Here is a 12,204-nt window from a genome sequence, read left to right as displayed (position 1 = left end):
TCCTCACTGGCCGGAGCCGAACGATGCGCCCCGAACTTCATCTTTCCCGCCGCCGCCTGATGCTGGCCGGCGCGGCCGCCTCGGCCCTGCCGGGCATGGCCTTCGCGGCCGGTCTGACGCCCTACGGCGCGACGCCCTCGGCCCGGCAACTGGCCTGGCACGGCCTGGAGACCTACGGCTTCGTCCATTTCTCGATCAACACCTTCACCGATCGCGAATGGGGCTATGGCGACGAGTCGCCGGCCCTGTTCAACCCGACCGACTTCAGCGCCGACCAGATCGTCGCCGCGGCCAAGGCGGCTGGGCTGAAGGCCCTGATCCTGACAGCCAAGCACCATGACGGCTTCTGTCTCTGGCCCAGCCGGTTCACCGAACACAGCATCAAGAACAGCCCCTACAAGGGCGGCAAGGGCGACATCGTCCGGGAGATGTCCGAGGCCTGCGCGCGCGGAGGGCTGAAGTTCGGCCTCTACCTGTCGCCCTGGGATCGCAACCACGCCGACTACGGCCGCCCCGAATACGTCACCCACTACCGCAACCAGCTGCGCGAGCTGCTGACCCAGTACGGCCCGCTGTTCGAGGTCTGGTTCGACGGAGCCAATGGCGGCGACGGCTATTACGGCGGAGCCCGCGAGGTGCGAAAGATCGGGCCTAACTACTACAACTGGCCCTCGATCATCTCTTTCGTTCATGAGCTGCAGCCGATGGCCGTGACCTTCGACCCCAAGGGCGCGGACCTGCGCTGGGTCGGCAACGAGCGCGGCTTCGCCGGCGATCCGTGCTGGGCGACCATGGACGACGGACCCTACACCGAGGCCAAGGGCACCAGCGGCGTGCGCGGCGGATCGGTGTGGTGGCCGGCCGAGGTGGACGTCTCGATCCGCCCCGGCTGGTTCTGGCACGCCTATGAGGACGCCGAGGTAAAGTCCGCCGGGCGACTGCAGAAGATCTATTTCGAGTCCGTCGGCCGCGGTGCGAACCTGCTGCTCAACTTGCCGCCAGATCGGCGCGGCCGCATCCCCGACGAGGACGTCGCCGCCCTGACCGCCTGGGGCAAGGCCCGACGCGAGTTGTTCGCCCGCAATCTCGCCGACGGGGGCGGAGCCCAGGCCAGCAACGCCCGGGTCGGACATGCCGCCGCCAACGTGCTGGACGGCGTGCGGGATACCTACTGGGCCTGCGACGAGGGCGCGGCGACGCCCGAGCTGACCCTGACCTTGCCGCAGGCGCGGACCTTCGACGTCGTGCGTCTGCGCGAGCACCTGCCGCTGGGCCTGCGGGTGACAGAGTTCGCCCTGGACGTCTGGGATGGCGACTGGCGCGAGATCGCCCGGCATCAGGGGATCGGGGCCCAGCGGCTGGTGCGGTTGGCCGCCCCGGTCACGACGCGCAAGCTGCGCCTGCGCGTGCTCGACGCGCCGGCCGGCCCGGCGATCAGCGAGATCAGTTTGTTCAAGCAGCCGGTCCTGGTCGATCCGCCGGCCATCCAGCGCGACCGCGAGGGGTTGGTGTCGATCATCGGCGACGCTCCGGGGCTGGAGCTGCGCTATACCGTGGACGGCTCCCTGCCGACGCGCGAGGCCTTGCGCTTCAATGGACCTTTCCCGCTACCCGAGGGCGGACAGGTCCGAGCCATTGCGGTCGAGCCGGCCAGCGGCGTGGCCAGCGCGCCGGCGCGAGGGGCCTTCGACGTGCGGAAATCCGACTGGCGAATCGCCCAGGCCAGCGCTCCGGGCGCCGAGGCGCTGATCGACGACGAACGCGGCACCGTCTGGCGGGCGCCGGTTCCCGCGGTCGTGGTGCTGGATCTGGGACAGGACAGGTCGCTGTCCGGCGTTACGCTGCAACCAGCCTGGGACCGACCACAGGGCGCGGGCGCGCCGGCGGGCTATCGGGTCGCGACCAGCGCCGATGGCGTCGCCTGGACGACGGCGGGCGAGGGCGAATTCGCCAACATCGCGGCCAGCCTGGCGCCTCAGCGCGTGACCTTCGCTCGTCGGGAGGGGCGGTATCTAAAACTGGAAGTGACGCGGGCGGCGGCGGACGAGGCGCAGGTCGCGTTCGCCGAACTGGGAGTCATCACCTCGGGCGACGCGTAAGCCTGCCTGACGCGTTTCTTCACGCGGAACCCGTTCCGGCTTCACGTGAAGAAACGGTTTGTAGACAGACGCTTGCCGACGTCAGGCACGAGCCGCGTCGTCCTGGGACGACGCGGCTCGCTCACCTCAGAAGTTGTATTGCAGGCTGATGTTCACGGCCCGGCCCAGCGGATCATAGAGACCCGTATAGGTGTTGGGGTTGTTGGTGGTGCCGTCGACGAAGGTCGCGGGGACGACGGGGGGCGACTTGTCGAACAGGTTGTTGATCGCGATCCGCGCCGTCATGTCCTTGACCACCATCACCGACGCCGCCAGGTCGAAGTAGCTGTAGGCCTTCATCTTGGTCAGGATCTTGTAGCCCTGGGGACCGCCGCCGCCGTTAAGGGCGTTGTCGGTGCTGTTGGCCGAAAGCTTGGTGTCGCCGATATAGCGCCAAGCGAGCGAGATGTTGCTGTTGCGCCACGGCGTGCTCCAGGTGGCGCGCGCGTTATGCGCCCACTTGGGGGCCGGGGCGTAGCAGCTGGGCTGGCCGTAGTAGCCCGCGCAGTCCTGAACCGGGGTAGTCGGCGAGTCCTGGCCCTTGCTGTTGATCAGCAGCGTGCCGATCATGCTCAGGTCCATGCGGCCGTACTTGCCGATGTCGAAGTTGTAGCTGACCTGGAAGTCGTCGGCCTTGTAGTTGAGGATGTTGGTGTTTTCGGTGCCGCCGGAGATGAAGCCGGTGGTCGGCGACGTGCCGTCCAGACGCCCGGTCGTCGGGTCGCGCTTGACGAAGCGGCAGTAGTATTGGAGGCCGGTGGTCAGGCAGTTCGACAGGGCGACGTTGGCGTCGATATAGCCGATGAAGTCCTTGACCTTGATATCGACGTGGTCGATCGAAATCAGCAGACCGGGCACCGCCGACGGCGTGTAGACCAGGCCCAGGGTCTGGGTGATGGCCTTCTCGGGCAGCAGGTTGATATTGCCGCCACCGGCGTAGCGGCGGCAGCCGTCGGCGCCGCAGTCCTGGATCGACTTGTTGGCGTATTGAGCGGCGGTGACGCCGGTGTTGGCGCACTGGGCCGCCGTCGGCGCGCCGGGCTGGCTGAGCGAGGTCGTCGAGCAGGGGTCGGCGCCGTTATGGCTGAAGTTCCGTGGCGAATAGAGCTCGGAGATGTTCGGCGCGCGCGCGGCCGTGTTGTAGCTGAACCGCACGAGAACGTCGCTGACCGGGCGATAGAGGCCCTCGACCTTGTAGGTGTAGAGCTCCTTCTTCTGATTGTCGTACTTGGACGCGCGGCCGCCGGTGTTGAACACTAGGCTCTTGACCAGCGGCAGGTCGTTGGCGATCGGCAACTGCGCCTCGCCATAGACTTCCTTGACGCCATAGTGGCCGCCGGTGGTGCTGAACCAGCCCTCGTAATCGACGGTGGCCTGGTCGGCGACGACCTTCAGGCTTTCGCGGCGGTACTCGCCGCCCAGGGCGACGGCGACGCCTTCCTTGGCCCACGGGCTCTTGATCCCGTATTGGCCCAGGTCGCCGGCGATGTTGGCCGTCACGTCCCGCTGCTCGACGACGTTCGTCCAGCGATAGTTGTCATAGATATACGGATAGACCTTGGGGTCGATCTTGTTGGCCTGGAAGATGTTGGCCGCGACGCAGTTGGTGTCGGTCTTGTCGACGACCGACTGACAGGTCGGCGTGCCGTTGACGTTGACGGCGTTCACGGCGTTGGCGAAGCGCGTACTGTTGATCTCGTTGCGGTCGGACAGCGTGTTCTCCACGCGCGAAGCGATGAAGTTGACGTCATAGTGCCAACCGTCGAACAGGTCGCCCTTCGCGCCGCCGCTGACGCGATAGTCGGCGTTGACGATGCGGTTGCGAACCGGCGTGCTGCCCGGTCCTTCCTGCAGCAGATAGTAATGGGCGCCGACGACGCTCGAACTGCCGGCCGCCCCGCCGCAGAGGCTCTGAGCCTGGCTGGCCGACAGGAAGGGATTGCTGCAATTGATGCTGACATCCTGATCGAAGGCGCCGGACTGCTGCTCGATGGAGACGTCGCGCATCACCAGCAGGTTGCTGTAGACCTCGAGCGCGTCGTTGAAGCGATAGTTGGCGAACAGGCCGCCGGTGAATCGCTTGTCGGCGCGGATGAAATTCCAGTCCTTGCGGGTGTTGCTGGCGTAGTCGGAGGCATTGGCGGTCGAGGCGAAGCTCTGGGTGCCGTCCTTGTTGATATAGTAGCCGTTGTTGGCGGTATCGAGGCGGCCCCAGGGCGTGTAGGCGGTGTTGACCGAGCACGACAGCGCGGTGGTGGTGTTGGCGACGCGGCAGGACGAATAGTCGCGCTCATGCCACTTCACCGGCTTCTGGTCGCGATAGTCGGCGAAGACGCTGATATTGCCGTCGCCGTCGGCAAAGTTCTTGCCGGCGGCGAAATTGATGTTCCACCGGCCGCCGTCTGTCACGTGCTTCGAGGGCAGCGGAAAGTTCGGATATTGCGAGATCAGCGACCGCATGGCGGTGTTGTCGTTGGTGTGCTGGTAGAAGCTGTAGGACGAGTTGACCTGCACGCCGTCGAACTTCTTGTTCAGCACGAAGTTGACCACGCCGGCCACGGCGTCCGAGCCGTAGGTCGAGGACGCGCCCCCCGACAGCACGTCGACGCGCGAGATCAGGGCCACCGGCACGATGTTGAGATCGATGGCCTGGACGGGCAGCAGGCGCTCGCCGTCCAGCAGCACCAGCGTGCGCTGGTTGCCCAGCCGGCGCAGGTTGACCTTGGCCTGGCCGCCATTGTCGAAGCCGGCGCCGAACTGGTTGTTGTCGGCCCGAACCTGCGGAAGGCGGTTGAGGGCGTCCTCGATGTTCACCACGCCCTGGAACTGCAGTTCCTGCTTGTCCATGCTGACGATCGGCGCCGCCGACTGGGCGTTCGGGCGGCGGATGCGCGTGCCGGTGACGATGACCGCCTCGACCGTGTCGCCCTTGTCGGCCTTCGTTTCGGCCTGTTGGGCCTGTGCCGCCTGGGAGAAGGCCAGGGCCGACATGGCGATCGACGCCATGAGTCCCGCTTTGAACCGAGCAGATTTGCCAACCATCTTGATAGACCCCTAGGCGCGGGTGAATTCCCGGCGTCCCCTAGAGGTCAAGACGGACGCCCGCTGCGGTTCCTTGGGCGAATTGACGAATTTATGTGATTTTCACGACAATCCTTGTTCGCCGCCGGCGCCGACGTCGGGCGGCCTCGAAATCGGCGGTTCGCTGCACCTTCCAAAGGCAGGGGCGAAAAAGGGGAGGGCGGACAGTGTTCTTGACTCGTCGCCCCCTGAGGGCGCCCCTAATAGCGCCGCTTGCCTCAGAGTCGCCCCTCCCGATGATCGACCAGACCGCGCCAAAGTTTCCGGCGCCGCCCGCGCGGCCGCTGCTCGGCCTTTCGAGGCGAGGCGCGTCGTGACCTCCAATCGGGAACACATCGTCAGATGGGTCGCCGAACAGGTCATGCCGCACGAGGCGGGGGTGCGCGCCTGGTTGCGTCGCGCGCGCGTGCCGGCCGACGAGATCGACGACCTGATGCAGGAGGCCTACGCCAAGCTGGTCGGCTTGCAGCAGGTCGACCAGATCGAGAGCCCGGACGGCTATTTCTTCCAGGTGGTCCGCAACCTGCTCACGGACAAGCTGCGGCGCGCCAAGGTGGTTCGCATCGAGGCGGTTACGGAAATCGAAGCGCTGTCCGTCTGTTCAGATGAGCCTTCACCCGAACAGGCCACGGCCTCGCGCCGCGAACTGTCCAGGGTTCAGGCCCTGATCCAAGCTTTGCCGGAGCGCTGCCGGCGGGTATTCGAACTGCGAAAGGTGCTGGGCGTGCCGCAACGTGAAATCGCTCGACGGCTGGGCATCAGCGAAAGCGCCGTCGAGAACGAGGCGGTCAAAGGCATGCGCCTGATCATGCGCGCGCTCGAGGAAGAGGGCGCCGACTTGCGCGGCGACCGGATGAGAAAGACGAATGACCGATCGCGAAAAGGCTGAGGATATCGAGGCGGAAGCCGCCCGATGGGTCTGGCGATTGGACCGCGACGGCCGCGCCCCGGAACTGGAAGCCCAGCTCGAGGCCTGGCTCGCGGGCGACGCGCGCCGCCGCGGCGCCTTCCTGAAGGCCGAGTCGGTCTGGACCCTGCTGGACCGGGCGCGGGAAACCGGGTCGCGGCCGCTCGCCAGGCCTGCGCGGCCAGTGTCGCGCCGCGCGCTGCTGGCCGGCGCGGGCGGAGCGATCGCGGCGGCGATGGTCGGGGCCGGGGTCCTGATCCTGCGTGAGGAGCGATTCAGCACCGGCCTCGGCGAGGTTCGCCGCGTACCGCTGGGGGATGGTTCGGCCGTCGCCATCAACACCGCCTCGGCGGTGGAAGTGGCTTTCCGGCGGACGCAGCGCACCGTCCGTCTGCGAGAGGGCGAGGCCTGGTTCCAGGTCGCCCATGACGTCCAGCGCCCGTTCGTGGTCGAGGCCGGCCCGGTCCGCGTGCGCGCCGTCGGCACGGCTTTCTCGGTGCGGCGACGGGCGAACGGCGCCGACGTCCTGGTCACCGAGGGCGTCGTCGAGGTCTGGGCCGAGGGGGCGACCCGTCCCCCGGCCCGCCTGAGGGCCGGACAGGGCGCCTTCGTCGACGCGACCGCCGTCGTTCGGCCGGCGCTCGCCGGGCCCGAAGCCGTCGATCGAAAGCTGGAATGGCGCTACGGAAAGATCGACCTGGCCGGCGAGACCCTGGGCGAGGCGGTGGCCGACTTCAATCGCTACAACGACCGCAAGCTGGTTATCGCCGATCCGGGCATCGCCAGCGAGCGGCTCTATGGCGCCTTCAACACGGGCGGTCCAGACGCGTTCGCCGCGGCGGTCGGCGCCAGCCTGGGCGTTGAAGTCGAGGTCCGCGACAGCGAAATCATCTTGGGACGGAGGCGCGCGTCATAGCTTCGCCGCATGCTCCAGAAGACGTCGCGCACGGCGCGGGCGCGTCGCCTTGCTCCGGGTCGAAAACGCGGTCTTCGCCTGGACGCCGGCGACGCCTTCTGGTCTGCCTGGTCGCGATCGGGGCGGGGTTGGCCCAGCCGGCCCTGGCGGGCGTGAAGACCTTCCACATCAAGGCCCAGGACGCTGGACCGGCCGCGACGGAATTCGCCCGCCAGGCGGATGTGCAACTGGTGCTGTCCGCCGCCGCTGCCAGAGGCAAGCGCACCAACGCCGTGAACGGCGCCTTCGATGTCGGCGAGGGGCTGGAACTGATGCTGAAAGGCACGGGTCTGCGGGCGCGTCGGCTAGCGCCGGGGATCTATGTCGTCACCCAGGAGGCCAGGGCTCCGCCGGTGAAGCCCGTGGCGATCCCGCTGGGCGCGCCGCCCGAACACGTCACGCCGTCGGCCATCGACGCGCTGGTGGTGACGGGCACGCGCATCCGCCGGGCCAACACCGCCGCGGCCGCGCCGGTGACAACCTTGTCCCAGGCGAACCTGCGCCTGGGCGGCGTGCTCAATCTGGAGGAGGCGATCAACCGACTGCCCGAGGCGCGCGCCGACACGACGCAGTTCACCAACGGCTCGGACGCCGACGGCCGGGCCCAGATCAACCTGCGCAACCTAGGGCATCAGAGGACCCTGATCCTGCTGGACGGCGAACGCCTGGCTCCCGTGCAGGCCGTCGACCTCAACATCATCCCGGCCGCCCTGGTCAAACGTATCGACATCCTGACCGGCGGCGCCTCGACCGCCTACGGCTCGGACGCGGTGGCCGGGGTCGCCAACTTCGTGCTGGATCGCAATTTCGAGGGCGTCCGGATCGACGGCGGCTACAGCGTCTACCAGCACGCCAACGACGATGTCGCGGTTCGCGGCGTGGCCGCCCGCTTCGCCAATGTGAAGAACCCGGCTTGGCGCATGACCGACGGCGTCCGCAAGGATTTGACGATCGCGGCGGGGACGCGGTTCGCGGGAGGGCGCGGCGAGATCGCGCTTTTCGGCGCCTACCGCAGCCAGGATCCCGTGCGGTGGAAGGACCGCGACTTCTCCGCCTGCCGGATCGTCGCGGCCGAGACCGACGGCGGACCGTCTTGCGCGGTCAGCACGCTCTACACGCACCATGGCCGGTTCAGGCCGATCACCGGTCCCTCGGCGGGGCAGGTCTTCTATACCGGCGCGGATGGCGTGTTCGCCCCGGAAGCCGACGGCGACCTCTACGCGACCAACACGCGTGAGAGCTTCAACTTCATGAGGTCCGACGAGCGCCGATCGGCGGGCGCCTTCGTGAATTTCAAGGCCTCCGAGGTCGCCGAGCTCCACGCCAGCCTGCTCTACATGAAGGACGCGACCTACAGTCAGTTCTACCCCTACATCAACACCGCCGACGTCCCGGCGGGCGGCTTCCAGATCAACTGCCGCAACCCGTTCCTGTCGGCCAGCCAGGCGGCGCGGCTCTGCGGTCCGGCGGCCGGATCGAGCCAGCTTGTCTCCACCGCATACACCGCGATCATGAGCGGCCCCGCCAGCCGGCCGCTGCGCGCCGAGGCGATCAACCAGGACTACCGGATCAGCCTGGGCGTCGGCGGCGAGGTGTTCGAACATTGGCGCTACGACCTGTCGGGGATCCGCTCGGTCGTGTTCAGCTCGCTGTCCGACAGCAACGAGATCGACCCGGTCCGGCTCAACAACGCCCTGAACGTCGAACTGGTCGATGGATCCCCGACCTGCGTCGCCAAGCTCAGCGGCGTCGATCCGGCCTGCGTGCCGGCTGACATCTTCCGACAGGACGGCCTGGACCCGCGCTTCTTCGCCTATGCCTATCGCGACTATGTCTGGGCCAACCACTATGGCCAGACGGATCTTGTCGCCAACCTGTCGGGGGACCTGACCGGCTATGGCGCGAAGAGTCCGTGGGCCGGCCGGGGCCTCGCCGTGGCGCTTGGCCTCGAATATCGGGCGGACTCCCTCAAGCAGAAAATCGATGCGGCGACACTGGCCTTCGAGCAGTTGAGCCCGCCGCTGCGCGGCCGGCAGTCGGTCTATGAGGTCTATGGCGAGATGCAGGCGCCGATCGCCGAGGGACGCCCCGGGATCGAACGACTGGAGGTCAATGCGGGCGTCCGATATTCCAAGTACGATACCAACGACGACCTTCTGGCCACCCGGAAATACGAGCTGCAGTATCAGCCCACGCGGGACTGGCTGGTCCGCGCCAGCCTCAACAAGGCCGCGCGGGCGCCCAACATCTCAGAGCTCTACACCGCCTCGACCTATGGCGTGATCGGCCTGTCGGATCCCTGTTCGGGCGCCTCTCCCATGGCCAGCCTCGTCGCCTGCCAGCGCACCGGCGTGACGGCCGCCCAGTACGGCCACATCCCCGATTGTCCGGACCAGCTGTGCCAGACCTATGGCGGCAACGGGAACCGGAGCCTGCGCCCCGAGAACGCCAGGACCCGGACCATCGGCCTGGTCTATACGCCTCAAGCCATGCCGGGCTTCAGCCTGTCGGCCGACTACTACCGGATCGCGGTGAAGGGCTATATCGGTCCGGTCCTGGCCGACGGCGTGTTCCAGAACTGCCTGAGCAAGGGTGGGGACTATTATTGCCAGTTCGTGCACCGCGCGGCCGATACGGGCGGCCTGTTCGGCAGCCCGGCGGCCGGCGGGTACATCGCCACCGGCGCCCAGAACACCGCCCTGCTGATCAACGAGGGCGTGGACGTCCAGGCGAGCTACGACCTGTCGCTGGGCGCGCTCGGGCGACTTGGTCTAGACCTGACCGGCGTGCGGTTGGTCACCACCGGCGGCAAGAGCGCGCCGGACGATCCCCTGCGCAACTGCGCCGGCTATTTCGGGCCGCCCCAGTGCTACGCGCCCCAGCCGCTCTGGCGTCACAACCTCGGCGCCACCTGGCGGCCGCCCTGGCGCGAGACGGTCGTGGCCCTCACCTGGCGCCACATCGGCCCGACGCGGCTGGCCGCCAACAGCGCCGATCCGACGATCAGCGCGGGCGCGACGCCCTACGCCTATGGGCCGTTCACCAGGCTCGAGGCCTACGACTATATCGACCTCGGGGTCTCGGTGCGGCTGCGCCCGGGCCTGACCGTCCGCCTAGTGGCCAACAACCTGTTCGACCGGACTCCGCCGGTCGTTCCGTCGACCTTCGTGGACGGCACCACCAATAACCCCAACACCTACACCGGAACCTACGACCCGCTGGGGCGCGACCTGCATCTCGCCTTCAGCCTGGGCTTCTAGACCGGCCTTTTTCCATCCTTTCCTTGAGTTCTGTCATGACGCGTCGTCGCCCCTTGATCTCCATTATCGCCATCACGCTCGGGCTCGCGGCGCCCGTCACCGCCGCTTGGGCGCAAGGCGCCGTCCCCGCGGGTTTCGCCGCGCCGCCGCTGCCGGCTCCCGGCGTCAATACGGTCGCCGACGTCGAGCCGCGCGTGCCGCGGCCGCCCGGCGAACCCTGTGTCGCGCCGCTATTCGCCCCAAGACAGTTCGAGGGCGTGGGCCCGGTCGCCTTCGCCTACGCGCCGCCCACCGGCTGTCACGGCCCCTGGGCCAAGATCGTGCTGGAAGCCGATTTCGACGTCAGCGCCGGCCGGCAGTTCGACCGCACCGCCATCATCCACCTGGGCGGCGTGAACCTCTACTACGGCACCACGATGGAGCCGCGGAAGGCCATCGCGCCGGCTTGGCATGTCGAGCGGGACGTGACCGACTACGCCGCCCTGCTGGCCCAGCCGAGCGCCGGCGAAGTCCTGATCGCCAATGTCGTCAACGAGACCTACACTGGACGCCTGACCGCCAGCGCGCGCCTGCTGTTCTATCCCGCCGCGGCCTCGACGCCGGCCCCGGCCGCGCCGCAGCTCGTGCAGCCGGTCTCCAACGGCCTGGCCAAGCTCACCAAGGACAACGACCGCCTGGTTCAGACCGTGGTGCTGCCGACCAATGTCGAGCGCCTGGCCCTGGACGTCGTCGCTCAAGGGCAGGCCGACGACGAGTTCTGGTACGACTGCGTTCCCGACGCCCTGGCCTCCGACAAGGAAGGGCGATGCGGGGGCGGGGCCTTCCGGCAGGTGGAGGTGTTCATCGACGGCCAACGCGCTGGCCTGGCCTCGCTGTTTCCCTGGATCTTCACGGGCGGGATCAATCCATACCTGTGGTTCCCCGTCCCCGCGCCGGAGACCTTGAACTTCACACCGTCCAGGATCGACCTGACGCCGTTCGCCGGCGTGGTGAACGATGGCCGGCCGCACCGCATCGAAGTTTCCGTCCCTGGCGTGCGCAACTACTATCTGGTCACCGCCAGCCTGCTGGTCTGGCGTGATGCCGGGGCCAGCTCGACCCGGGGACGGCTGGTGCGCAACACCCTGACCGCGCCGCGCGAGACCACGGACGCCCGTCGCGTGAAGGCCGACAAGCAGGGCCTCAATGGGCGCATCGACACGCGCCTGGTCCAGGATGGGGAAGTGGCGGGCGTCCTCCAGACCTCCCACGGCGAAGTCGCCACCCGCGTGCGCTACGTCATGTCGTTCTCGAACCGCCAGGACTACGTCTCCAACGACAAGACCCAGATCGGGCGGATGCGACAACTGACGCGCCTGCGGATCGACACGCGGCGCACCGACCCGTCCGGAACCGCGACGCGCCGGGAAACCTTGTCCTACCCGTTGAGCACAGTCACCCAGGAGACGGTCACGGCCGACGGGACCGACCAGACCGCCGCCGTCGACCTGACCCTGGCCCGGACCGAGCGCGAAGTCGCTTCGGACGGCCGGGTCTGGACCCGCGCGCTCAGCAACCACGTCGCGCCCACCGCCCATGGCCAGTTCAACCGCGCCGCCCGGCGCTTCCAGAACGCTTCGGGAGCGTCGGTCCAGCGATATCGGCTCGAGGACAGCGCCATCGGTTGCTATGGCCGCACCGTCGTCGTGAAGGACAACGCCGTGGTCACGGCGCGGGACGGATGCTGACCCGAAGGATCGCGACCGGGCGTCTCGCATGAAGCGGACCTGAGACTCCGCGACGGCGTCTGGCCGAGGCCGCTGACATTGGCGGCCGTCGGCCGGCGGCGTCGAGACCCGCCATTTTCATGGCCCCAAGAATTTG

The 12,204-nt window shown here is 67.9% G+C and carries 6 protein-coding genes; 5 read left to right on the top strand and 1 reads right to left on the bottom strand.

Annotated features, from left to right (window positions below):
• Window positions 1–23 precede the first annotated feature (23 nt).
• Entirely contained in the window at window positions 24–2,099 is a 2,076-nt protein-coding gene (locus ACSQ2G_RS13885) for an alpha-L-fucosidase (protein WP_436031745.1), read from the top strand.
• 126 nt (window positions 2,100–2,225) lie between these two features.
• Here the strand turns inward: ACSQ2G_RS13885 and ACSQ2G_RS13880 are convergent, their stop codons facing one another.
• A complete protein-coding gene (locus tag ACSQ2G_RS13880) occupies window positions 2,226–5,144 on the bottom strand; it encodes a TonB-dependent receptor domain-containing protein (RefSeq protein ID WP_436031743.1) in 2,919 nt (972 codons plus the stop codon).
• A 388-nt stretch (window positions 5,145–5,532) separates the two neighbouring features.
• Here ACSQ2G_RS13880 and ACSQ2G_RS13875 point away from each other — a divergent pair, with 388 nt between their 5' ends.
• From ACSQ2G_RS13875 to ACSQ2G_RS13860, 4 genes are all read left to right on the top strand, one after another.
• Window positions 5,533–6,108: an RNA polymerase sigma factor gene (locus ACSQ2G_RS13875; RefSeq protein ID WP_436031741.1), complete on the top strand. Its 576-nt coding sequence runs from the start codon at window positions 5,533–5,535 to the stop codon at window positions 6,106–6,108.
• On the top strand, window positions 6,086–7,042 hold the full coding sequence (locus ACSQ2G_RS13870; protein WP_436031739.1) for a FecR family protein: 957 nt from the start codon (window positions 6,086–6,088) through the stop codon (window positions 7,040–7,042). Before ACSQ2G_RS13875 ends, ACSQ2G_RS13870 begins: the two co-directional genes overlap by 23 nt.
• 128 nt (window positions 7,043–7,170) lie before the next feature.
• Entirely contained in the window at window positions 7,171–10,341 is a 3,171-nt protein-coding gene (locus ACSQ2G_RS13865) for a TonB-dependent receptor (RefSeq protein WP_436031737.1), read from the top strand.
• 35 nt (window positions 10,342–10,376) lie between these two features.
• Window positions 10,377–12,068: a peptide-N4-asparagine amidase gene (locus ACSQ2G_RS13860; RefSeq protein ID WP_436031735.1), complete on the top strand. Its 1,692-nt coding sequence runs from the start codon at window positions 10,377–10,379 to the stop codon at window positions 12,066–12,068.
• Window positions 12,069–12,204 lie beyond the last annotated feature (136 nt).

The organism is Caulobacter sp. LjRoot300 (genome assembly GCF_964253875.1).
Lineage (GTDB): Bacteria > Pseudomonadota > Alphaproteobacteria > Caulobacterales > Caulobacteraceae > Caulobacter.
The sequence above is the reverse complement of the archived record's forward strand: the minus strand, read 5'-3'. Positions and strand labels throughout refer to the sequence as shown.